Origin of the sequence: Kitasatospora sp. NPDC006697, assembly GCF_042869935.1 — a bacterium.
In the GTDB taxonomy this organism is placed as follows: domain Bacteria; phylum Actinomycetota; class Actinomycetes; order Streptomycetales; family Streptomycetaceae; genus Kitasatospora.
The window spans coordinates 124,890-147,580 of sequence record NZ_JBIAGU010000010.1 but is presented as its reverse complement, the minus strand read 5'-3'; the positions used below and the strand labels follow the sequence as shown (position 1 = coordinate 147,580).

The 22,691-nt window shown below is 73.3% G+C and carries 21 protein-coding genes; 6 read left to right on the top strand and 15 right to left on the bottom strand.

What is annotated here, in order from left to right; all coding sequences use genetic code 11:
- Positions 1-4: 4 nt before the first annotated feature.
- From ACFYNO_RS16330 to pdxH, 8 genes are all read right to left on the bottom strand, one after another.
- A complete protein-coding gene (locus ACFYNO_RS16330; RefSeq protein ID WP_388011712.1) occupies positions 5-829 on the bottom strand; it encodes an aminoglycoside N(3)-acetyltransferase in 825 nt (274 codons plus the stop codon).
- On the bottom strand, positions 829-3,180 hold the full coding sequence (locus ACFYNO_RS16325) for an FxsB family cyclophane-forming radical SAM/SPASM peptide maturase (RefSeq protein WP_388011710.1): 2,352 nt from the start codon (positions 3,178-3,180) through the stop codon (positions 829-831). The genes ACFYNO_RS16330 and ACFYNO_RS16325 overlap by 1 nt, the downstream gene beginning before the upstream one ends.
- 39 nt (positions 3,181-3,219) lie before the next feature.
- Complete coding sequence (gene fxsA, locus ACFYNO_RS16320; RefSeq protein ID WP_388011708.1) at positions 3,220-3,399, bottom strand: FxSxx-COOH cyclophane-containing RiPP peptide; 180 nt, start codon at positions 3,397-3,399, stop codon at positions 3,220-3,222.
- Positions 3,400-3,655: 256 nt separating this feature from the next.
- Entirely contained in the window at positions 3,656-7,549 is a 3,894-nt protein-coding gene (locus ACFYNO_RS16315; RefSeq protein ID WP_388011706.1) for a tetratricopeptide repeat protein, read from the bottom strand.
- Positions 7,546-8,574: an AAA family ATPase gene (locus tag ACFYNO_RS16310; RefSeq protein WP_388011704.1), complete on the bottom strand. Its 1,029-nt coding sequence runs from the start codon at positions 8,572-8,574 to the stop codon at positions 7,546-7,548. Before ACFYNO_RS16310 ends, ACFYNO_RS16315 begins: the two co-directional genes overlap by 4 nt.
- Positions 8,571-10,778, bottom strand: coding sequence for a hypothetical protein (locus tag ACFYNO_RS16305; protein WP_388011702.1), 2,208 nt, complete (start codon positions 10,776-10,778; stop codon positions 8,571-8,573). The genes ACFYNO_RS16310 and ACFYNO_RS16305 overlap by 4 nt, the downstream gene beginning before the upstream one ends.
- Positions 10,775-11,944: a hypothetical protein gene (locus tag ACFYNO_RS16300; protein WP_388011700.1), complete on the bottom strand. Its 1,170-nt coding sequence runs from the start codon at positions 11,942-11,944 to the stop codon at positions 10,775-10,777. Before ACFYNO_RS16300 ends, ACFYNO_RS16305 begins: the two co-directional genes overlap by 4 nt.
- 137 nt (positions 11,945-12,081) lie before the next feature.
- The gene (gene pdxH / locus ACFYNO_RS16295) at positions 12,082-12,705 is read right to left on the bottom strand and encodes a pyridoxamine 5'-phosphate oxidase (protein ID WP_388011924.1); all 624 of its coding nucleotides are present in this window, start codon (positions 12,703-12,705) and stop codon (positions 12,082-12,084) included.
- Between the two features lie 385 nt (positions 12,706-13,090).
- On the opposite strand from pdxH, the gene ACFYNO_RS16290 reads away from it, so the two are divergent.
- Together ACFYNO_RS16290 and serC are read left to right on the top strand one after the other, a co-directional pair.
- Positions 13,091-14,191 carry a citrate synthase 2 gene (locus tag ACFYNO_RS16290; RefSeq protein WP_388011698.1) on the top strand — a complete coding sequence of 367 codons (1,101 nt, stop codon included), beginning with the start codon at positions 13,091-13,093 and terminating at the stop codon, positions 14,189-14,191.
- Between the two features lie 109 nt (positions 14,192-14,300).
- Entirely contained in the window at positions 14,301-15,422 is a 1,122-nt protein-coding gene (serC, locus tag ACFYNO_RS16285; protein WP_388011696.1) for a phosphoserine transaminase, read from the top strand.
- A gap of 218 nt (positions 15,423-15,640) precedes the next feature.
- On the opposite strand, the gene ACFYNO_RS16280 is transcribed toward serC, so the two are convergent.
- Positions 15,641-16,432, bottom strand: a complete 792-nt coding sequence (locus tag ACFYNO_RS16280; RefSeq protein WP_388011694.1) for an SDR family oxidoreductase — start codon at positions 16,430-16,432, stop codon at positions 15,641-15,643.
- A 97-nt stretch (positions 16,433-16,529) separates the two neighbouring features.
- On the opposite strand from ACFYNO_RS16280, the gene ACFYNO_RS16275 reads away from it, so the two are divergent.
- Complete coding sequence (locus ACFYNO_RS16275) at positions 16,530-17,129, top strand: TetR/AcrR family transcriptional regulator (protein ID WP_388011692.1); 600 nt, start codon at positions 16,530-16,532, stop codon at positions 17,127-17,129.
- Between the two features lie 7 nt (positions 17,130-17,136).
- Here ACFYNO_RS16275 and thpR read toward each other — a convergent pair whose 3' ends face one another.
- Genes thpR through ACFYNO_RS16260 form a run of 3 tightly spaced genes read right to left on the bottom strand, consistent with a single transcriptional unit; the run spans position 17,137 to position 18,788 of the window.
- Complete coding sequence (thpR, locus tag ACFYNO_RS16270) at positions 17,137-17,697, bottom strand: RNA 2',3'-cyclic phosphodiesterase (RefSeq protein WP_388011690.1); 561 nt, start codon at positions 17,695-17,697, stop codon at positions 17,137-17,139.
- Between the two features lie 37 nt (positions 17,698-17,734).
- On the bottom strand, positions 17,735-17,920 hold the full coding sequence (locus ACFYNO_RS16265) for a DUF397 domain-containing protein (protein ID WP_388011922.1): 186 nt from the start codon (positions 17,918-17,920) through the stop codon (positions 17,735-17,737).
- Positions 17,832-18,788: a helix-turn-helix transcriptional regulator gene (locus tag ACFYNO_RS16260; RefSeq protein ID WP_388011688.1), complete on the bottom strand. Its 957-nt coding sequence runs from the start codon at positions 18,786-18,788 to the stop codon at positions 17,832-17,834. The genes ACFYNO_RS16265 and ACFYNO_RS16260 overlap by 89 nt, the downstream gene beginning before the upstream one ends.
- A 152-nt stretch (positions 18,789-18,940) precedes the next feature.
- Here ACFYNO_RS16260 and ACFYNO_RS16255 point away from each other — a divergent pair, with 152 nt between their 5' ends.
- Both ACFYNO_RS16255 and ACFYNO_RS16250 read left to right on the top strand, forming a co-directional pair.
- Positions 18,941-19,249, top strand: a complete 309-nt coding sequence (locus ACFYNO_RS16255; protein WP_388011686.1) for a hypothetical protein — start codon at positions 18,941-18,943, stop codon at positions 19,247-19,249.
- Positions 19,225-19,434 (top strand): hypothetical protein, encoded by a 210-nt coding sequence (locus ACFYNO_RS16250; protein ID WP_388011684.1) that lies wholly within the window; start codon positions 19,225-19,227, stop codon positions 19,432-19,434. The genes ACFYNO_RS16255 and ACFYNO_RS16250 overlap by 25 nt, the downstream gene beginning before the upstream one ends.
- Before the next feature lie 117 nt (positions 19,435-19,551).
- Here the strand turns inward: ACFYNO_RS16250 and ACFYNO_RS16245 are convergent, their stop codons facing one another.
- The 3 genes from ACFYNO_RS16245 to ACFYNO_RS16235 are packed head-to-tail and all read right to left on the bottom strand — an operon-like array spanning position 19,552 to position 21,218.
- Entirely contained in the window at positions 19,552-20,397 is an 846-nt protein-coding gene (locus ACFYNO_RS16245) for a helix-turn-helix domain-containing protein (protein WP_388011682.1), read from the bottom strand.
- A gap of 4 nt (positions 20,398-20,401) precedes the next feature.
- Entirely contained in the window at positions 20,402-20,902 is a 501-nt protein-coding gene (locus tag ACFYNO_RS16240; protein WP_388011680.1) for a DUF6879 family protein, read from the bottom strand.
- The gene (locus ACFYNO_RS16235; RefSeq protein WP_388011678.1) at positions 20,871-21,218 is read right to left on the bottom strand and encodes a hypothetical protein; all 348 of its coding nucleotides are present in this window, start codon (positions 21,216-21,218) and stop codon (positions 20,871-20,873) included. Before ACFYNO_RS16235 ends, ACFYNO_RS16240 begins: the two co-directional genes overlap by 32 nt.
- 351 nt (positions 21,219-21,569) lie before the next feature.
- Between ACFYNO_RS16235 and ACFYNO_RS16230 the strand changes: the two genes are divergently transcribed.
- A complete protein-coding gene (locus tag ACFYNO_RS16230; RefSeq protein ID WP_388011676.1) occupies positions 21,570-22,685 on the top strand; it encodes a methyltransferase domain-containing protein in 1,116 nt (371 codons plus the stop codon).
- The last annotated feature ends 6 nt before the right edge of the window (positions 22,686-22,691 follow it).

The window sequence follows — 22,691 nt, the reverse complement described above, 5'->3', positions numbered from 1 at the left end:
ACTGTCAGGAGTTTGCCCGCATCCGACCTTCCGCCCCACCCGCCGCACCCGCCACCCGCGCCTCGCCCAGCCAGGCCGTCGCCGCGTCCACCGCCGCCCGCACCGGCAGCAGCACCGCCGGCGCCCCGCCCGCCGTGCCGGTCCGGGCGAAGCCCTGCGGCAGCACCGCGCGCAGCATCGGCCCGAAGTGCCGGTCGTCCACGTCCACCCCGTCGAAGTGCACCCAGCCGCGGTCGGCGGTCCGGGCCGTGTAGCGCTTGCGCGGCGGGTCCGGGAGCCGGTACTCGGCCAGGTGCAGCACGGTGCAGCTGGTCAGCGGCGCGCCCAGCATCAGCACCTGGGCGCCGGCCCGGTAGAGCGCGCCGACCGGGGAGCGCTCGCCGAGGTGGCAGTCGAGCGCGTGACCGGCCGTCAGCTCCGGCGCGCGCGGGCCGAGCGCCGCGAAGGAGGTCTGCGGATGGGTGCTGCGCACCGCGCCCGGCGTGCGCCGCAGCTCCTCGGAGAGCCGGCCCACGGTCGGCGAGCAGGGCGTGGCGGCCGGGTCGAAGGCCGGCATCCGCGCCAGGTAGGAGGCCAGTTCGGCCGGGCCGAGGCCGGCCGTTGCCTCGGTGTGCAACCGGGAGGTGAGCGAGTTCTCCGGCGTCGCCGTGTACGCCACCAGGGTGCCGTCCGGGCCGAGCGCCGCCCGCAGCCCGGCCAGCACGGCGGCGGAGTCGCCCGCCCAGCCGGCCAGCGAGCGCAGCGCGCCGTGCACCAGCAGCACCCCGGTTCCGGGGCCCACGCCGAGATCACGCAATTCCGCCGTCAGGCGCGAGGTCGATCCGTCCATCACACCGGCTGCTCGGCGGGAGCCGGCGCGGGCTCGGCCGGCCACGGCACCCGGCGGTCCAGCGCCGTGCGCATGCCGCGCCCGAACCGCTCTCCCAGCGCGGTCAGCGAGCCGCTGCCGAGCAGGGTGTCCACCGCCCGGTCGGTGTGGCCGCGCCACAGCGCCAGCTGCTCCCGGGCGTGCTCGGCCGCCTCGCCCGCCACCCCGTCGTACGCCCGGACCCGGCCGGCCCAGAACTCGACCACCGCCAGGTGCGCGTAGCAGCCCTGGAACAGGCCCTCGAGCGGGCGCGGGTCCTCCCGCCAGGGGGCCTCGTAGAGCCGCTGGTCGGCACGGTCGAACAGGTCGTGGAAGTCCAGCACGGCGCCCAGCTTGACGTGCTGGAACTCGTGCACCAGCAGCAGCGCCAGGGCGGGCGCGGTGGCCGGCCGGGCGATCCCGACCGCGCCGAAGGCCTGCCGGGCGGCCGCACTGACGTCCCGTCCGTTCGGGCCGGAGCGCAGCGGGGTGATGGTGCTCAGGCCGGCGGCGATGCCCGCCGCGTAGGCAGGCAGGTCCCGCTGGGCCAGCTCCCAGGCCTCGCGCAGCGCACCGCTCCAGTCGGCCAGCGCCGCCTCGGTCAGCCGCTGCTCGGCCGGCCACTGGTGGCTGTCCCGGTACGGGTCCAGGTCCTCCAGCGCCACCGTCCAGCCGGGCAGCTCCACCCGGCGCACCGGCAGCCAGCGCTCGTCGCCGGGCTGGTCGAAGGCCACCTCGAAGGCCGCGCCGCCGGGCGCCCGCACCGCGAAGCCGGCCGGCCCGCCGCGCAGCACCGCCTCGCCGCTGCCGCCGACCAGCAGCCGGCCCAGGGTGGGCAGCTGCAGCTCGCCGCCGCGCACCGGCACCGGCAGCTCCTCGCTCCGCCCGGCCCGCAGCGAGGCGGCGGCGGCCAGCTCGGCCAGCGGCGCCGCCCCGTCCGCGCCCGGCTCGCGCAGGGTGCGCACCGCCCAGGCCCGGACGTACGGGTGGGCGAGCACCGCGTCCACGGCGTGCGGGGCCTCCTGGTCCAGCACGGTGAGCAGCTGCCAGGCCGCCGGGTCGGCCGCCGGGCCGACGGCGGCCAGCAGGCGCCGGGTCAGGTCGAGCTGGGCGGCGGCCAGCGCCCGCACCGTGGCGCCGTCGCCCAGGCCGAGCGCCAGCTGGTCCAGCTGCTCCTCGGCCAGCTCGGTACCGGGCCGGGTGCCGGCCGGCAGGACGGGGGCGACCCGGTCCCGGATGGTGGTGATCAGGCGCATGAGGTCTCCGCAGAAGACGGAAGGATTGTCGAAACCGGTCTCGCTGTGCCAGCGGTGTGCGTAGAGCCCGCCGCCGCAGCTGCGCACCACGGGGCAGGCCCGGCACTGCGCGCTGAGGCCCGCCAGGCCGGACTGACGGGCCATCATGCCCGGGTGCCGGGCGACCTCGTCCAGGCTGTTCGCGAAGACGTCGAAGCCGGTCGCGGGTGCGCCGTCGTAGGCCGTCTTCAGGCTGTCGGCCTGCTCGAAGCTGCCGTCGGTCTCGATCACCACCAGGTCGGCGGGGTCCAGGCCGAGCGATTCGGTGAGGCTGGAGAGGCCGAGCAGGGTGCGGCGGACCGAGTCGAAGCTGCGGACCGGGACGGGACGGCCGAGCTCCAGCCACCGCTGGTGGATCGTCAGCAGCCAGTCGGCGTAGGAGGTGTCGCCGTTCGGCTGCGGAGGCGGGGCGTCCCAGGTGGCGTGCGGGAGCAGGAAGTCGAGGTGCGGCGGGTCGAGTGCGAGCAGCGCGTCCAGCACGGCGACCGGGTCGTTGGCCGGATCGATGGTGCAGAGCAGCCCTGCGTAGAGCTCGCGGTAGCGCGGGGAGCGCAGCAGGTCGACGGCGGCCAGCACCTGGGGGTGGCTGCTGCGGCCGTCGGCGAAACGGCGGTGCCGGTCGTTGGCGGCCCGGTCGCCGTCCAGCGAGATGCCGACCTTGATCCGCTCGGCCAGGAAGAGGTCGAGGAACCGGGTGTCCAGCCGGATCCCGTTGGTGTGGATGCGCAGGTCCAGCGCGCAGCCGCCCGGCAGTTCGGCCCGTAGCGTACGGGCCGCGTGGCCCAGCAGCTCCGGACCGGCCAGCAGCGGCTCGCCGCCGTGCAGCACCACGTGCACGGCGGGGAGGCGATGGGCGCGGGCGTGCTCACCGATCCGCCGGGCCGCCTGGTCCAGCACCTCGCGGCTGACCGCCCGTGGGCGGCCGCGCCAGCTGGTGTCGGCGTGCTCGTAGACGTAGCAGTGGTCGCAGGCCAGGTCGCAGCGACTGTGCACCTTGAGCACGAACTGCGCGAACGGCACCAGCACGGGGTCACGCACCAGGCGGCTGTGGGTCGGTCAGATGTCGGGTGTCGGAGGTCAGATGGAGGAGTTGAACGCGGCGACCGAAACCTGGCCCGACTCCCCACCGGGCAGGGCCCGGTGCAGGGCTGCCGTCAGCTCGGCGGCACCGAGCGCGGCCAGCTGGTCCAGCGGGATCCGGGCATCGGCCTGCGCGCCGGCGTGCTCGGTGGACTCGGCAGTCAGGACAGTGGTCATGGCGTCAGATCCTCTTCAGGGAGAGATGCGATTCAACCGCACCCGGTGTGGGTAAAGGTAGCCCGCCCGGAGCGCCATAGCATGCCGCTCGGCGACCGCCCGAGGGGCTTTCGACGCCGGTGCGGGTCCGCATGGTGGCCGCGAACTGCGCCGACCTGCGGCGGCGCGAAGAGGATGGCCCGATCCGACCATCGAAGATCACCCGGTGGGGCTAGGCCGAATCGCGTAGACGACGGGAACTTTCGGCGCGCCGCGTCTACTGGGGCGGGTTGTCTTCGTCCATCGCCTGGTTCGCCTCCCGCCGCTCCTCGTGACGGCCGAGCCGGTTCAGCGCCTCGACCCGGGTGGTGGCAAGCGCCACCAGGAGCCGGGCCTCGGCCGGGTCGGACTGCCGGTCCCGCCACTCCCGGAACGCCGCGCGGTCCGTCACCACCCGCAGGTCCCGATCACCGGTCCCGATCACGATCGCGTCCTCCACCTCGGCCAGCGCCTCGGCCGCCCGCCCCAACCGCAGCTTCACCTGGGCGCGACGGCCCAGGGCCCAGGCGTCGGACGGGTTGTGCTCGACCACCACGTCGTAGTCGGCCAGCGCCTCCTCCAGCCGCCCGAGCTTCACCAGGCAGTCGGCCCGCGAGTCCCGGGCCCAGAGCCGGCTCCGCTCGTCTCCGGTCTCCAGCGCGAGTGCGTAGTCCTCCAGCGCCTTCTGGTCGCGGCCCCACGCATGCTGCAGGCGGCCGCGGTTGGTGATCGACCAGCCGTAGGAGGGGTCGATCACCAGGGCCCGCTGGTAGCAGGCCAGCGCCTCCTCGTAGCGGCCGGCCCGGTGCAGGGTCTGGCCGCGGGCGTCCATCAGCCAGGCGTCGTCGGGCCGGAGGGTGACGGCGAGCGCGAGGTCGGTGAGCGAGGCCTCGTAGTCCCCGAGGTCGCGGTACACCTCACCGCGCAGGCCCAGCACCCAGGCGCGGCGGCTGTCCAGCTTGAGACTCGCGTCCAAGTCGCGCAGGGCTTCGGCGAGTTCGCGGCGGTCACGGTGCACCCGGCCGCGCTCGCCGAGCGCCCAGGCGTCGTCGGGGCCGAGGCGGATCCGGCGGTCGAGGCAGACGAGCGCGGCGTCGAGGTCGCCGAGTTCGCGGTGGACCAGGGCCAACTCGCCCAGGCCCCAGGGGTCGTCGGGCTTGGCTTCCAGCCGGCGCCGCAGGGTGTCGAGGGCGGCCTGGAACTCTCCACGGGCGCGCTGCAGGAGGGAGAGCTCGCCGAGCGTCCACGGGTCCTCGGGGTCCTGCTGGAGGCGCCGGTCGAGGTCGGTCTGCGCCTCGTCGAGTCGTCCCGCCGCGCGGTGGATCCTGGCCCGTTCGCCGAGCGCCCAGGGGTCGTCGGGGGCGACGGCGAGGAGGTGGTCCAGGTCGGCGAGGGCCGCTTCGTCCTCGTCCGCCTCGCGGAGGTACGGAACACGGAGTCGCAGGGCCCACTCGGCGTCCGGCTCGTGGGTGAGGTAGGCGTTGAGGTCGGCGATCGCCTCCTCGCGCAGGCCGAGTTCGCCGAGGATCAGCGCACGGCGGCCGAGCGCCCAGGTGTCGGCGGGGTCGAGTCGGAGGTTGCGCTCGATGGCGTCCAACGCGTCCGCGGTGCGGCCCATGAACCTCAGGGTCTCGGCCCGCTCACCGTGGGCACGGGCGTGGCCGGGGTCGAGGCGGATGGCCTTGTCGAGGGCTTCCAGGGACTCGTCGTGGCGGCCTTCCGCACGCATGAGGAAGGCGGCGCTCCGCAGATCGCTCGCCGTACCGGCCTCCCCGGCCAACCGGTCCCGCCGCTCCCGCAGATCGGCGTTCTCGGGATCCGCCGCGAACAGCACGTCGAGCTGCACCAGCGCCTCCGCGTACCGCCCCGCCCACTCCAGTGCGTTGGCCAGCCCCTCGCGGGCCACGGCGTTCTCCGGGTCCCGCTCCAGCGCCTCGTGGTACACGGCCATGGCAGCCTCGTTGTCGCCCGCCCGCAGGTAGGCCGCGCCCTGGGAGGTCAGCGCGGGCAGGTTCCCAGGGTCCAGCCGCCAGGCCATCGCGAACGCATCGCCGGCCCGCTGGTACTCCTGCTGCCCCATCAACGCCTCGCCGAGGGCGAACCAGTACTCCGGCTCCCCCGGTGCGGCCTGTACCGCCAGCTCCAGCGCCGACAGCTCATCCGCCGCCCGCCCCGCACGGCCCAGCATCTCGGCGATCTCCAGAAGCGGCGACGGCGACCACTCGCCGTTCCGCCGCATCGCCTCCCGCAGATCCTCCGCCGCCTGCTCCTTCTGCCCGACCCGGTACCGCACCACCGCCCGCTCCGCGAGCACCCAGGCCGCGCCCCGTGCCAACTGCAGCGCCGAGGTGAGCGCATCCAATGCCGGCCAGAGCTCGCCCAGCCCAGCCAGCGCCATCCCCTGCCCCGCCACCGCCCGCGCGTCGTTCCGATCGATCGCAGCGGCCGCGTCGAAGTCCGCCAGCGCGGACCCCGACTCGCCCAGCCGCAGGAACGCATCACCCCGGGCGATCAGCAGTTCGAGATCCGGCCCCGCCGCCAGCGCCCGGGTACACAGGTCGACTGCCTGCCGGTACTCCCGCTCGTCCAGCAACTCCCTTGCGGCCCGAGCCGCTTCCCCCACCCCCACCAGCGAGGCCGCCACCCACTCCACCTCGGCCTCCGCCCACTCCTCCTCCGGGTCACCCGCCCCCTCCACCACCGCCACCGGCGCCCCCAGCCCCGACCACGGCGTCCCGCCCTCCCCCTCCCCCGCCGCCAGCAGCGCCCGCGCCGCCACCGTCGACTGCTCCTGCCGCGCCAGGTACGCGCTCACCAGCTCCCGCGTCCGCGCCCCCTCCGCCCGCCCGATGGTGCGGCGCAGCAGCGGCACCGTCTCCGGGTCCAGCCCGTAGGTCCGCCGTGCCACCGGCAGGCGCCCCGCCTCCTCCGGGTCCTCCGCCCGCAGCAGCCCCGAGGTGAAGACCTCCGCCAGCTGCGCCAGCCCCGCCCCCGGCGCCACCGCCTGCTGCACCAGCCGCATCAGCGGGATCGTCAGCGGCGCCACCTCCGCCAGGTGCGCGGCCAGCAGCCGGGTCGGCTCGTCGGCAGAGCCCAGGAAGTGACGGAGCAGCACCTCCGGCTCGACCTCTTCGTACTCCTCCTCCCACACCTCCACCCCGCCGTCGACCCGCGCCACCGGCAGCACCCGTCCCCGCCGCGCCTGCCCCACCGCGCCGGCCCAGCTCCGCAGCGCGCCGTCCGCCAGCAGCTCCGCCACGGGCACCACCCCACCGCCCGGCTGCGGATACACCTCCCGCCGGACCGCCAGCCCGCCCCCGCCCCACAGCTCCTCCGGCAGCACCTGCAGCACGCCGACCCGCCCCCGCCGCGCCCAGCCCGCCAGCTGCCGCTGGGCGACGCCGCTGAGCCAGGCCTCGCCGACCCCGTCCGTCAGCACCAGCACCAGCCGCCGCGGGCCGCCAGCCGGCTCGGCCGCCGGCCGGTCGCGGAAGGGCACGGCGTTGAACCGCACCCGCTCGCCCCGGTCGCTGTCCATGCCGACCACCTCGCAGCGCCGGAACACCCGCATCCGGCGCAGCAGTGCCAGCAGCTCCTCCGCCAACTCGGCCCAGACCGCCATGGACTCGCCGTCGTCGACGACCAGCAGCAGCTCCAGCTCGGGCTCCTGCACGGGCGCGAGCACCACCTCGGGCAGCCGGTCGGCGAGTGCCCGAACGGTGGCGGGCGTGTCGATCCGCTGCTCGGTGCGCGAGGGCACGGTGCTGCGCAGCGCCCGCAGCGCCCGCCCGACCCGCAGCGGCGCGGGCAGTGCGCGCGGCACGGGCAGGTAGCCGTGCACGACGCCGGGCCCGAAGCCCCCCGGGTGCCCGGCCGGCGGGTACACCTCGCGGCCCCCGGCGGCGGGCTGCCGCGGCACGGGCTCGCCTTCGGGCCGTGGCGCGCCCGAGCGCTCCAGGGGCTCCGCGTGCTCCGCGGAAGGCGAGTGGTCCGGTGCGGCGGTCCACTCCCCCGCCGCCGATCCGCCCCGGGCCGGCATCCGCCCCGCGAGCCAGAGGATGTCCGCCAGTTCCTCCGGCGTCGCCTCGTACCCGGCCGCCCGCAGCGCCTCCCGCAGCGCGTCCGCGATCACCTCGCCGCCTCCACCGGCGGCCCGGCGGCCTCCGCGTCCAGCGGCCGCAGCACGGCGTGCAGCGCCTCGGCGCTCAGCGGAACTCCGCGCAGCCGCAGGTGGATCGCGTTGAGCAGCTGGTCGGTGGCCTGCCGGTGCTGCTCCGCGGAGAGCGCGAACTCGCTGATCATGTCGGCGATGTCGGCCCGCACCGGTCCGTCCACGCCGGTCAGCCGCTCGCCGAACTGGGCCCGGACGATGGCGTCCAGGTGCTCCCGGTCGGGGTGCCGCAGGTCGAGCTGGACGCAGCGGCGCAGGAAGGCCGGGGAGAAGTCGCGCTCACCGTTGCTGGTGATCACCACCACCGGGAACTCCCGGCAGTGCAGCCAGCCGCCGGTGATCTCCCGGGTGGCGGGGGCCCGGCCGGCCTCGGCGGCGGGCACGGTGAGCCGCACCCGGGCGGTGTGCCCGGTGTCCTCGCCGGCGTCCCGGCTGAGTTCGGGGATCTCGAAGGCCCCGTCCTCCAGCACCGTGAGCAGGTCGCTGGGCAGGTCGAAGTCGCCCTTGTCCAGCTCGTCGATCAGCAGCACCCGGGGCCTGCCGGCCTCGGCGGCGAGCGCGGTGCCGAGCGGTCCGAGGGTGATGTACTCGGGCAGCTCGCGGGGGCGGTCGGCCAGGTTGGCGTCCCGCAGCCGCCCGACCGCGTCGTAGCGGTAGAGCGCCTCGGCCAGCGTGGAGCGGGAGTTGACGGGCCAGCGGAGCACCTCGCCGAGCCCCAGCTGCCGGGCCACCTCCTCGGCCAGCGAGGACTTGCCGACGCCGGGGAAGCCGGTGACCAGCAGCGGCCGCCGCAGGTGCAGCGCGGCGTTGACCACCTCCGCATCGCCCGGGCGCACGATGTAGCGCGGACGCGGGCGCGGCCCGGCGCCGAACTGCCGCCAGGGCGGCCCGGGCGGCAGTGCCACCGGTGCGCCGGGGCTCGCCACCGCGTCGCCCGTCGGGTCGGTGGGCCGGAACAGCTCCCAGGTGCCGCCGTCGGTCGTCATCTCCGCATCCTCCTTCTGGGCGAGTGGAGCCAGCGCGGTTCGGGCGGCATCCGCTCTGCGTCGTCGCTTACGACTATCACCGAGTCCGCCCCCTGCACAGGGGTGATCCGCTCCGGGCGAACCCGGGCGGGCAGCTCGGCCAGGGCGGCGCCGCCCAGGAGTTGACGGGTGCTCGGCCGGTCGGCACCGCCGCCGCGCCAGACCGTGACCACGGGGACGCCCCGGGTGACGCAGAGGTCCAGGGCGGCGCGCTGCTCGGCCAGCGCGCCGAGCAGTTCGACACCCGCCGCCAGCGGCAGCCGGTCCAGTTCGGCGGCCAGCGCGGACGGGCCGTCGGCCGGGTGGTGGCTGATCCAGCGGCCCTCGGGAGCCTCCGCCGCGTAGAGCTGCCGGCTGCGCCGGCGCCATTCGCCCTGGCTGGGCCGCGGACGGCGCAGCCGCACCCGGGCGTCCGCGCCGGCGCCCAGCGGCGGGCCGCCGGCCGGCACGGGCAGCAGTTCGACGGGCAGGTCGACCCGGTCGGCGGGCAGCAGGAACTCGACCGGCCGGTCCGGCTCCAGGCGTGCGGCCAGCAGTGCGCCGACCTCCTGCTCCACCCCGGCCCAGTCGGTGCTCCGCCGGTGCTCCTCGGCGGCCCGCAGCTCGCGGTAGTCGGCCAGCGCGTCGCCCGCCCAGGCGTGCCAGCGGAACCCGCCGTCCGCCTCGACCACCTCGACCACCAGCGATCCGGCGCACCGCCCGGCCGCCTCGAGCAGCCGCCGGGCCTGCTCGCGCAGCCGCCCGGGCTCCACCGCCAGCCGCGCGCAGAGCCGCCCGCACCACCCGGTGAGCCCCCGGGCGCCCTCGCCCACCGCGGCGGCGACCGCTGCCAGGTACTCCAGCAGTACCGGCACCGGGCCGACCGGGCCGGGCGCCTCCAGGGCCCGGACGATCCGCTCGGCCGAGGCCTCGCCGGCCGGCTGCCGCTCCCAGTGCTCGCGCCACTCGTGCCGCAGCCCGAGCAGGCCGAGCAGCCCCGCGACCGGCACCGGCGCCAGCAGCTCCAGCAGCTCCCGGTGCTCCTGCCGGGTCAGGTACTCGTCGCCGATCTGCGCGACCCGGTCCCACAGCTCCCGGCAGTCGTCGGCGGCGGGCCGGCCGGGGCCGAGCCGGTCGAGCAGCGCCTCGACCACGGTGGGCAGGCCGTGCGCGTCGTGCCGGGCGGCGAAGACCAGCTGGGGGATCCCGTCACCGGCCCAGCCCGCCAGCTCCAGCCCGCCGGTGCGCAGTTCGGCGAGGACCGGGCGCAGCCCGTCGGCGGGCAGCCAGGGCGCCAGGGACTCCTGCAGCCGCTCCTCGGCCCGGGTCGGCGCGTACCGCCAGGTGCTGGCCCAGCGGTCCAGCGGGCCGGCGACGGTGTCGCGCTCGTGCGGCCAGTTGAACCGCTGGTAGCCGGGCAGCTGGGCGTCGTAGGCGTGCCAGCCGCGGGTCTTGAAGAGCTCGCCGAACCGGTCGTCCAGCGCCTCCTGGAGCAGGCTGGGCCGCATCACCAGCCGGTCGCCGAGCACCGCGAGCAGTTCGCGCGGGAGCCGGCCGGCGGGCTCGCCCGGCTGCCGGTCCCGGTCGGGCACGGTCCAGGCGGCCCGTCCGGGGCCGGCGGCCTGGATCGCGAAGAAGCCCCGGTCGGGGACGACCTCCACCGGGTCGATCCGGACCGGCAGCGGCTTGGTCCGCACGCTGTTGGCCGGCTGCTGGTCCGCGCAGGCGTTGAGCACCAGCACCACCAGCCCGACCGAGAGCCCCACCTGGTCGGAGAGCAGGGCCTGTTGCAGTTCGGCGGCGCCGATGGTGCGCAGCACCCCCCGCCGGGAGCCGGGCAGCAGCAGCTGGTGCCGCCCCTGGTCGTCGAGCATGCCGTGGCCGGAGAAGAAGACCCAGAGCAGGTCGCCGGCGGCGTCCCGGAGCTGGTCGCCGAGGAAGTCGGCCAGCTCCTCGGGGCTGGCCAGCCCGGCGACGCCGGCCGGCAGTCCGGGCTGGCTGCGGGTGCGCCGGGGCGCGGTGAAGACGGTGATCTGCTCGCGCGGCACCCGGCAGCGGATCAGCCAGTCGACCACGGCGAGCGCGTCGGTGTGCGGGCCGTCGGTGTTCCACAGGGCGTCGCCGTACTCCTCGGCGGCCACCACCAGGGCGTGGGTGCGGGCCGGGTCGACCGGCGGGCCGCTCACCCCAGGACGTCCTTCACCAGCCAGTCGTAGAAGGGCCGGTGGTCCCAGAGCGCGGTGTGCGCGCGCAGCAGCGGCCGTCCGGTGTCGAACTGGCGGTCCGTCACCCGGTCGGGGCCGAAGACGGCCTCGGCGGCGTAGCCGAGCGGGTCGCGCGGGTCGAAGGCGTTGAACCAGCGGGCCGGGAAGTGGGCGGGCAGCGGCTGGTCGGCGCGGAGCGAGACCAGGGCGTCGATCTCGTAGAGGAACGGCGCCTGGGAGGCGAAGGTGACCAGCGCCGAGACCCGGTCGGCCAGGTCGCGCTCGATCAGCAGGTCCACGCTGGCCACTCCGCCGAGGCTGTGGGCGACCAGCACCACGGGCGGCTCGGCGTCGGCCACCGCGGCGGCGACGGCGTCCCGGATGCCGTTGCCGCGGGCCTGGTAGCGCAGGATGTCGCCGAGCGGCGGGGTGCTCTTCTCGGTCAGGCCGGGGCGGGCGGCCCGGAACCGCCAGGAGGCCAGCCGCTCGGCGCCGGTGGCGGCGGCCAGTGCGCCGAGCATCCGGCCGCCCAGGCCGAGCCGGCCGGGCGGTTCGCCGAGCGCGGTGAGGACGGCGTTGCGCAGCGGCTCCAGCGATTCGCTGTCCAGGCTGGCCCCGGCCTCGTCCCACTGCTCGTCCAGCACCAGGGCGAGCCGGGCCTCCAGGGCCCGGGCGGAGGCCTTGACCAGGTCGGCCCGCTCCAGGCCGCCGCCGTGCAGGGTGGTGACCAGCACCCGGCCGAGTTCGGCGGTGGCGGCGTCCAGGTCGGTGCGGGTCAGGCCGAGCGGGGCGAGGGCGGCCAGCACCTCCCGGTCCCCGGGCAGTTCGCGCAGCAGTCCGGCCAGCTCCCGGGCGGGGGCGGGGCCGGCGGCGCCGGGGCGGCCGCGCTCGATCAGCGCCAGCTCGCGCAGCTCGGCCCGGTAGTCGTCGAGCACGGCGGCGATCTCGAAGACGTCGGCGGCCGGGCGGTCGGGCAGCGAGCGGCCGCCGTGCCGCAGCCGGGCGCCGTGCTCGGGGCCCCAGAGGCAGGGCACCACGGTGGCGGCGGAGCCGCCGGCCTCGGCCAGGCGCGCGGTGAACCTGCCCAGGACCTGCCGGTAGCCGGCCTCCCGCACGCCGGTGCCGTGCACCACCACTATGCTCGCCACGCGTCTCTCCCCCGAGCGGTTCACCGTGTTGCGCGGTCAGGTCGGATGACCATTAGACCGGATCGCGACCCGGTTGGTGGCGGCTCCGATCGGAACTGACGATCCGGCAGCTGAAACGTGATCAGCGGCTCAGCCGGTCAGGGGCAGAGCCGTTCGACCTCCCAGCCGTCCCCGGCGGCGGTGAAGCGCAGCCGGTCGTGCAGCCGGTTGGGCCGGCCCTGCCAGAACTCCACGGTGTGCGGGACCACTCGGAAGCCGCCCCAGAACGGCGGCACCGGCACCCCCTCGCCCTCCGGGTAGCGGGCCTCCAGCTCGGCGAACCGCTGCTCCAGCACCTCGCGGGAGGCGATCGGGCTGGACTGCTCGCTGGCCCAGGCGCCGAGCTGGGAGCCGTGCGGGCGGACCCGGAAGTAGGCGGCGGTCTCGTCCCGCCCGGTGCGCTCGACCCGCCCGGCGATGATCACCTGACGGTCGATCTGGTGCCAGGGGAAGAGCAGCGAGGCGTGCGGGTTGGCCGCCAGTTCGGTGCCCTTGCGGGAGCCGTAGTTGGTGAAGAAGACGAAGCCGCGCCGGTCGTAGCCCTTGAGCAGCACGGTGCGGGAGCTGGGGCGGCCGGCGGCGTCGGCGGTGGAGAGCACCATCGCGTTGGGCTCCGTGAGGCCGACCCGCTCGGCCTGGGCGAACCACCGGCTGAACTGGGTCACCGGGTCGTCGGCGAGCTCGGTCTCGGCCAGTCCCTCCTCGGCGTACTGCCGGCGCATCCGGGCGAGGTTGGGGACGGAGGTCTGCGGCGCGTGCTGGGCGCGGTCCGGGGTCTGCACGCCAACATCATCCCGTACGACAAGCGGCGAACCATGCTCCGCCTATGGAATCTCGACATCAAGAGATATGGTGACTCGCCACCGCGAGGCCGACACCGTGTCGGAAACATGTCCGGTAGCGGCCGATTCGTACCGGAAGATCCCCGGTTCGAGCCGGGCGCGACGTGAGGCCTGGCGGTCCTCCGGGAAACATCACCGCAGTGGTGTATGGCGCAATGCACCCAGTGCCTGTCACCCTGGCACCGAGTGCCAAACACCAAACGGTCACCGGCCGTGCCGCCCCACCATGGCGGCCCGGCCCGTCACGTCACTGAGGAGCCGCGTGATGTCCGATTTCGTACCCGGGCTTGAGGGAGTAGTCGCCTTCGAGAGCGAGATCGCCGAGCCCGACCGCGAGGGCGGTGCGCTGCGCTACCGCGGCGTGGACATCGACGACCTGGTGGGCCACGTCTCCTTCGGGCACGTCTGGGGCCTGCTGGTGGACGGCAAGTTCAACCCCGGCCTGCCGGCCGCCGAGCCGTTCCCGATCCCGGTGCACTCCGGCGACATCCGGGTCGACGTGCAGTCCGCGCTCGCCATGCTCGCCCCGGTCTGGGGCCTCAAGCCGCTGCTCGACATCGACGCCGACCAGGCCCGTGACGACCTGGCCCGGGCCGCCGTGATGGCACTCTCCTACGTCGCCCAGTCCGCCCGCGGCCAGGGCCTGCCGATGGTCCCGCAGCGCGAGATCGACAAGGCCGAGACCGTGGTCGAGCGGTTCATGATCCGCTGGCGCGGCGAGCCCGACCCGAAGCACGTCAAGGCCGTCGACGCCTACTGGACCTCCGCCGCCGAGCACGGCATGAACGCCTCCACCTTCACCGCCCGGGTGATCGCCTCCACCGGCGCGGACGTGGCCGCCGCCCTCTCCGGCGCGGTCGGCGCGATGTCCGGCCCGCTGCACGGCGGTGCGCCGTCCCGGGTGCTGCACATGATCGAGGAGATCGAGCGCACCGGCGACGCCGCCGCCTACGTCCGCAAGACCCTGGACAACGGCGAGCGCCTGATGGGCTTCGGCCACCGCGTCTACCGCGCCGAGGACCCGCGCGCCCGCGTGCTGCGCCGCACCGCCAAGGAGCTCGGCGCGCCGCGCTTCGAGATCGCCGAGGCGCTGGAGAAGGCCGCGCTGGAGGAGTTGCACAACCGCCGCCCCGACCGCGTGCTCGCCACCAACGTGGAGTTCTGGGCCGCGATCATGCTGGACTTCGCCGAGGTCCCGGCGCACATGTTCACCTCGATGTTCACCTGCGCCCGCACCGCCGGCTGGTCCGCGCACATCCTGGAGCAGAAGCGCACCGGCCGCCTGGTCCGCCCGTCGGCCCGCTACATCGGCCCCGGCCCGCGCAGCCCGCGCGAGGTCGAGGGGTACGAGTCGATCGCGCACTGACACCCCGTCCGCCGCACCGCTGTCCGCCCGCCGACCGGCCGTTCGAGAGCCCATCTCAGCGGCCGGACAGCGGGCGGACACACGTGACGCGTACCAGTAGGCTGCGGCCGTGGCCCAGATTCAGATCCCCGCTGACCTCAAGCCCGCCGACGGCCGATTCGGCTGCGGGCCGTCCAAGGTGCGCCCCGAGGCCCTCAGTGCCCTCGCCGCCACCGGTACCTCCCTGCTCGGCACCTCGCACCGCCAGGCCCCGGTCAAGAACCTGGTGAAGCGCGTGCGCGAGGGCGTCTCCAGCCTCTTCTCGCTGCCCGAGGGGTACGAGGTGGTGCTCGGCAACGGCGGCTCCACCGCCTTCTGGGACATCGCCGCCCTCGGCCTGGTGCGCCAGAAGTCGCAGCACCTGAGCTTCGGCGAGTTCTCCTCGAAGTTCGCCTCCTCGGTCAAGGCCGTGCCGTGGCTGGACGACCCGAGCGTGATCAAGTCCGAGGTGGGCACCCACCCGCTGCCGGTCGCCGAGGCCGGCGTGGACGTCTACGCGCTGACCCACAACGAGACCTCCACCGGCGTGGCGATGCCGATCCGCCGCCCGGCGGGCACCGCCGGCGACGGCTCGCTGGTCCTGGTGGACGCCACCTCGGGTGCCGGCGGCCTGCCGGTGGACATCACCGAGACCGACGTCTACTACTTCGCGCCGCAGAAGTCCTTCGCCTCCGAGGGCGGGCTCTGGCTGGCCGCCTTCTCGCCGGCCGCGCTGGAGCGGGCCGCCGAGATCGCCGGCTCCGGCCGGTACATCCCGCCGTTCTTCGACCTGCCGACCGCGATCGACAACTCCTCGAAGGACCAGACGTACAACACCCCGGCCATCGCCACGCTCTTCCTGCTGGCCGACCAGCTGGAGTGGCTGAACGGCAACGGCGGGCTCGACTGGGCCGTCGCCCGTACGGCTGAATCCTCGGCCCACCTGTACGGCTGGGCGGAGAAGTCCGCGTTCGCCAACCCGTTCGTGGCCGAGCCCGCCGAACGCTCGCAGGTGGTCGGCACCATCGACTTCGACGACGCGATCGACGCGGCCGCGATCGCCAAGGCGCTGCGCGCCAACGGCATCGTGGACACCGAGCCGTACCGCAAGCTGGGCCGCAACCAGCTGCGGATCGCGATGTTCCCGGCCGTCGACCCGGCCGACGTCCAGGCGCTCACCGCCTGCATCGACTACGTGGTCGAGCAGCTCTGACGTTGGTGTGACCTGACGAGGGGCCGCCGCTCGGTTTCGAGCGGCGGCCCCTCGTCGTCGTGCTCACTCCGTCGTGCTCACTCCGTCGTGCTCACTTCGTCGCGCTCACTTGCCGAGCAGGGCGCCGATCAGCACGGCCACCAGGACCAGGCCCAGGGCTCCGGAGACGATGCGGGTACGAGTCTTGGGATCCACGGTTCCGAGGGTACCCGCCGGTCTCACATGCCCAGGAAAGAGCCCCCGGTGGCGTCCAGCACCTGGCCGGTCACCCAGCGGCCGTCCGCGGAGGCCAGGAAGGCGACCACGTCGGCGATGTCGGCCGGCTCGCCGACCCGGTCGAAGACCGAGAGCTTCGCCGCCTTGGCCCGCTCCTCCGGGTCGGCGAGCTGCGGGTTGATGTCGGTCAGCACCAGGCCGGGGGCCACCGCGTTGACGGTGATGCCGCGGGCGCCGAGCTGCTGGGCCAGGGTCAGGGTGAAGGCGTCCAGCGCGCCCTTGGTCATCGAGTAGGCGGTGATCACCGGGAAGGCGATCCTGGTCACACCTGAGGAGATGTTGACGATCCGGCCGCCGTCGCGCAGCCGGCCCAGGCCCTGCTGGACCACGAAGAACGGCGCCCTGACGTTGACCGCGAAGACCCGGTCGTAGTCCGCCTCGGCCACCTCGCCGGTCTGGCCGTAGGCGGTGATCCCGGCGTTGTTCACCAGGATGTCCAGGCCCGGCTCGACGTCGCGCTCGGCGCTGTATTCGGCGCTGTATTCGGCCAGGCCCGCGTCGAAGGCCGCCCAGAGCGCGGCCGCGTCGCCCGGCACGCCCAGCTCGGCGCCGACCGCGAAGGCCGCGCCGCCGGCCGCCTCGATCTCGGCGACGGTCTCCTTGGCGGCCTGCTCGTTGCTGCCGTAGTGCACGGCCGTCAGCGCCCCCTCGCGCGCCAGTCGCAGGGCGATGCCCTTGCCGATCCCGCGGCTGCCGCCGGTGACGAGTGCGGTCCGGCCGGTGAGTCGAGACATGGCTGTGCCCCCTGAAGTCCGTGGCTCATTTCTGTAGCGGTCGCTACGAAAAGAACCGTAGCACGCGATCTGTAGCGCTCGTTATAGAATTGGCGGCATGACTGCTTCCGGTGCCGCGCGCGGACGCCCGCGCGCCTTCGACCGCGAGGCGGCGCTCAACGCCGCCACCCTGCTGTTCTGGGAGCGCGGCTACGAGGCCACCTCGATCGCCGACCTGACCGGGGCGATGGGCATCCGGCCGCCCAGCCTCTACGCGGCCTTCGGGGACAAGCGGGCGCTCTTCACCGAGGTCGTCGCCCGCTATGCGGAGCAGTACGGCTTCGCCCGGCGCGCCCTGGACGAGGAGCCGACGGTGCGCGGCGGCATCGCCCGGATGCTGCGGGACGCCGCGCGCGAGTACACCGACCCCGGGCACCCGCACGGCTGCCTGATCATCACGGTCGGCGGCGGCTGCGCCGAGCCCGCCGTGCGGGAGGCGATGCAGGCGATCAGCGCCGCCAACCGGGCGGAGCTGGCCGCGCGGATCGCGGCCGCCGTGGCCGCCGGCGAGGAGCCGGCCGAGGCGGAACCGGAGACGCTGGCCCGGCTGGCCGCCACCGTGCTGCAGGGCATGTCGCAGCAGGCGCGGGAGGGAGCGAGCCGGGAGCAGTTGGAGGCGGTCGCGGCGGCGGCGATGCGGGCCTGGCCGACAGCCTGACCCGCCGTCAGCCCGGAGTGAGGGACCAACTGCGCAGGCGGGTGTAGCGGGCCCGGCCGGCGTGCAGGTCGCTGCGCATCAGGTGGATCGCGGGGACGGGGAACTCGGCGCCGTGGAAGGGGGTCAGTTCGTCGGCGGCGGTGCGCAGCGGCACCGGCGCGGGCTGCCGACCGGTGCGGGCGAGGGTGAGGTGGGGGTGGTAGTCGGGCGCGGCGTCCACCACACCCAGCACCTCGGCGGCCGCGACGCCCACCGAGCGGGCCAGCGCGCGCAGCGTCCAGGTCTCGCCGGCGAGACCGGCCCAGAGCACCCGCTCACCGAAGTGTCCCGCACCCGCCAGCCGCACCCGGTGCACGGGGTGGTCCTGCGCGGCCCGCGCCAGCGCCTCGCCGAGGGCGGGCAGGCGGTCCTCGGACACCTCGCCGAGGAAGGCGAGAGTGAGATGCCAGCCGTCGCGGGTGGTCCAGCGCAGGGCGTCCATCCCGGGGCGGGCGCGCAGCGGGGCCACGGCGGCGTCCAGCTCGGCCAGCACCGCGGGGGGCGGCAGGACGGCGACGAAGAGCCTCATGGATCCATTGTCCCGCAACCGCGCGGGCGGGCAGTGATCAGGAGGCGTTGAGGGTGGAGGTCTTGAGGCCGAGGAGGAAGGCGGAGAAGGAGGAGGAAGGGAAGGTGAGGAAGGGGCCGGCGGGGTCCTTGGAGTCACGCACGGGGACGAGGCCGAGGGAAGCGGACTGTGGGGCGCACTCGACGCAGGTACCGCCGTTGGCTTCCGAGTAGCTGCTCTTGATCCACGGGATGCTCATCACCGACCGGTCCTTCCATGACACTTCGGATGAACTCAGCAGACTCAGCCTGCGGTAGAGCCTGCGCCCGTAGGAAATCATACTCATCGACAACTCGACTGACCTGGCTCGCACCTTCGATGATGTGCCCCTGCCCGAGGCTCTCCGAGTAAGCCACCCTCCGCCCGGTGGGACGATCAAGAATCGTCATGGGACGCATGAGAACCCTGGTCACCTCTCCTCTCCCGAACGGCAGGATCTGGAGCACGACCTGAGGCGAGCTCATCATCTCGAGCAAGTGCCGACACTGGAGTCGCATCACCGTCTGGTCACCCACAACACGCCAGAGAGCCGCCTCCTCGATGACACTCACCAGTTTGGGCCCCCCGCTCCTGAAGACCTTGGCGACCCGATCCAGCCGGTCCTGCATACGAGCATCGATCTGATCGGCACTCTCCATGGGGTTGCCCGCGGTGAAGAGAGCGCGCATGTATGCCTCGCACTGAAGCAAGCCCGGCATCCGTCCCATGGAGAAGTCATAGATCCGGAGCGCCTGCGCCTCCATCTTCAGATAGGCCTTGAAAGCGTCCCAGTTGGGGTGCCTCTGCGACAGAAAGGGCTCCGCCAGCTTGAAGGCCGCCAGCAGGATCCCGTTGGCCTTCAGCACCTCGTCCAACAGCTTCGCCCAGCGCTCGTCGGGCTGCACCTTGCCCAGCTCCAGGTTGCTGATCATCGTCTGGTGCGCCTTCACCAGATCCGCGACCTGCGTCTGCGTCAGCCCAAGCGCCTCTCGGAACATCTTGAGCAACGTGCCCCAGGTGACGGGGCCCTCGTCTTCGATCCCGGCATCCATGAGATCCAGATGCAGCGCCACTGACGCCCCCTCAAGTGTCTTCTTGCCCCTCTTATGCAACCGCTTGTGACGCCAGCATCACAGCCCGACACTAATCACGCAGCCGAATCGACGAACTCCACCCGATTCATCCTGCTCTGCACCCCTTCGCCCCTCACGGAAAGTCATCCCCCATGCCCCTCCCCGCCCCCTCCCCCGAGGACCGCGGGCTCCCGGAGTGCCGCTGTCCCGCCAACTGCGGCGGACACCCCGAGCTCTTCACGCGCCTCACCCCCGCCTACCCGAGCGCCACCGCCGAGGGCTCGACCCCGCCCGAGCTCCCCTACAACCCCCGCCAGCGCGGGGAGTTGATCTACGACAACCTCAACCAGCGGTCCGGCGCATTCATGGACCGCAACCGCCAGCTCGTCTACCTGCGCCCGGAGCGCGGGGGCCAGGAATGGGAGGTCGACGCCAAGTGGCTGACGAAGTCCGCACCGTGATGCCCAGCATCCGTCAGGCCCGCGCAGCGGTGGAGCACCTGGAGGACGTCCTCGCCGACCGGGAAGTCGACCTGAACGACCTCTCCGTCGGCTTCACCATCAGCCCCACGGGAGTGGTCCTGATCCAGTTCCGGCCCCTGCTCCCCACCGAGATCATCCTCCTCGCCGAGGCCCTGCGAGAGTGACGCCCAAAGTCGATCCACCCGACTTCACCCGCGCTCGCACCAGGGCCTACGCGATCTCCCTCGCCGCCCTGCTTCCCGTCGCCGCCGTCCTCCTCGCCCTTCACCCCCGCTGACCACTCACTGCAGCCGACTGCGGGCCGCCTCGATCTCGCGCCGAGCACCGGCTCCGAAGACGGCCTGCCCCCGTAGTGCAGCGAAGGCGCGGGCGAAGTACGCGATGTTCTCAGGCCTCGACGTCTGGAATGCACCCGACCAGAACTCCTGCTTGAGCAGGCTCTCGTCGAACAGATAAAAGCCCTCCCCTGGGTAGAGCGATCGCTCCCGCCCCTGCGGGATGATCCCGACCGACACGTACGGTAGCTTCAACACCTCTAGTAAATAGTCGAGTTGCCCACCCATCACCGATGCTCCGCCCGTGTTGTTCGTCAGCGCGGAGGCTTCCAGCACGAATGAGAACACCGGCGCTCCCGTACCGAGGAACCGCTTGCGGAGCATGCGGTTCCTCGCGGCTTCTTCGACATCACCCACCGGCAGGCCATGCAGCTCGGCGTGGATGGTGAACTGCGCCTTCGCGTACTCGACCGTCTGCAGGAATCCGGGGATGAACAACGACTCGTACACGCGGAGCAGCTTGGTCCTCGCGTACAGTTCCATGGCCTGGAACTGGAGACGCTTCATCCCCGGCCTGTGCCACCGTCGGTAGTCGGTCCACATCTGCTCGATCTCCCGACTCACTGCGATGAGTTCGGAGATCTGGTCATCAACTGCGCAGGCGGTTGCCCACTTTCGGATGTCGTCCTCGGTCGGGCTCTGCGTCCCGTGCTCGATCTTCGACACCTTGCTCTTGTGCCAACCGCAGCGCCGCGCGAGTTCGACGGCCGAAAGGTTGATGTCTCCGCGCAATTCCCTTAGTTGAGTCCCGAAGGCGCGCTTCGCGGACTCGGACGGCTCTTGGTCCGACATGCTGTCAGGGCTTGTACGTGCCGTTGGGGATGCCAAGCGACCAGGCCCGCTCGAATGCATCGGTGCAGAAGCCGACCACTGCCGGATCGGTCGAGAGCTGGATGCCGGCCTGCCGGTCGTCTCCTCCGAGCAGGTTGAAAACCACCATGTCATCGCGGATCAGGCAGTCGTTCCCCGGCAACGGCACCGCCGACACGAGCGATCGCGGGAGCCACCGCAGACGCTCTTCTGGGTCAGCCAACTCGACCGCCATCCGCTGGTACTCCGAGAGAGGTTCAGAAACCACACGGACTCGCCGATAGGGGAACCCGGCGGCAGCCTTCCCCGTCAGGAACGCCCGATGCCCGCGCATCGTCTCCTCGACCATCGCACGGTCGCCGGAACGCCACGCATCGAACAGTGGGCGGTCCACCTCGTAGAAGTCCCGCAGTTCCAGCTTGCGGACCTCCTGGGCGGGTTCTCCGAACAGCAGCTCAATTCGGCGCGACGCCGAGATCAATTCCATAGCGCTCCCTGACGTACTTCCGCACGAACACATCCATGGTCCGCCCGGACATCTCCCCGAACGTCTCGTCCTCGGCCAGCGCGACGAGCTGCTCCCGCACCTTCGTGCCACGCCTCTTCAACTGGACGATCCAGGAGCCGCGGTCGGTCTCGTAGAACGTCTCGCACTCCACGCCGCCCTGTGAATTCGGGTCCGTACAGAAAAACGTGGCGGTCAAGTCGTCGCCATCGCTGCCGTGTTGCCGCATCTCGCTCCCCTCGATCCGGCCGTTCACCGGCTCCGACCATCGCCCCACGAACGCCCCGCGGTCAAGCACCCCGCGAGTGTCGAAGTCGGCTGCCGCAACTATGAGCAACTTCGTTGAGTTCCGCCTGCCGACGCCCGTACGGTCAGCATCACTTCCCCGCGGAATTGGAGGAGGAGACCACCATGAACCGCGCCACCCCAACGCCGGCGCCACCTGGCCCGGGGCCGATGCCTCCCGACGGCGACACGGCCTGACGTTCCACCCGACCATCAACCGGAGAGGAGCCCGCCGATGAGCGGAAAGCACGGAGACGGCAAGGGCGGCAGCGAAGGCGACAAGAGCCAGTCGCCGCGCGAGTCGGATGGCCAGTGGAACAAGCCGGTCCCGCCGGCTCCGAGCAAGTGAGCGAGTGAGCAGCGCATGCACACGTACGTGCAGTTGCTCGACGAGCTGAGCGAGTCGGGCTCTCTGAGCGCGGAGTGGCGGGGCGCGTTCGAGCGTGCCCCGCGCTCTGCCTTCGTCCCGGGCCGGATCTGGAGCCGGAGTCGCTCCAGCTGGCTGGACCGGGCCACCGACCCGGACGGCTGGGAAGCGATGGTGAACGCCGACCAGGTGGTCATCACCCAACTGGACGACGGCGACGACAACGGCCCCGGCGTGGCGACCTCCTCAGCCTCGACGCCGTCCCTGGTGGCCCGGATGCTGCACCACCTCGGCGTCACCGACGGCGATCGGGTGCTGGATATCGGCACCGGTACGGGGTGGACCGCCGCGCTGCTCTCCACACGACTGGGAGCCACCCGCGTGACCACTGTCGAGGTAGACCCGGACATCGCGGCTCAGGCCCAGGCCGCCCTGCACGCCCAAGGTTTGCTGCCCGCAGCCGCAGTCGCGGACGGACTCGCCGGCTGGGCCCGCTCGGCACCGTACGACGCCATCCACTCCACTGCCGCCGTACAGCGGCTGCCCGCCGAGTGGCTGGCCCAGACCCGCCCGGGCGGCATCATCGTGACCCCGTGGGGCACACCGTACGCCAACGCCGCGCTGCTGCGGCTCGAAGTGGCGCAGCCCGGCCTGCCCTCCCACGGCAGGTTCGTGGAGAACGCCAGTTTCATGTGGATACGCGCCCAGCGCCCGCAACAGGTCAGCAGGCCCGGCCAGGACCCTGACTCATGCCGCGCCTCCGCCATGGACCCCGATCTCGCCGTCGAACACGTCCACGCGGCGTTCGGGATCGGACTACGTCTGCCGGGCGTTCGCTACCTCCACACCTGGGAGCCCAGTGACCCGGCGGCCAGCTACCGGATGCAACTCACCGACCAGGTCGGCTCCTGGGCCTCGGTCCGGGGCGTCGACTGGCACAAGGAGGACGCCGTTCAGCAGCTCGGCGCCCGGAAGCTGTGGGACGAAGTCGAGGCGGCCCGCCGGTGGTGGGTGGAGCAAGGCAGGCCCGAGCTCACCCGCTTCGGTCTGACGGTCCATCCCGACGGACGGCAGATCGTCTGGCTCGACAGCCCCGACCAGCCTGTCCGGTGACCTGCA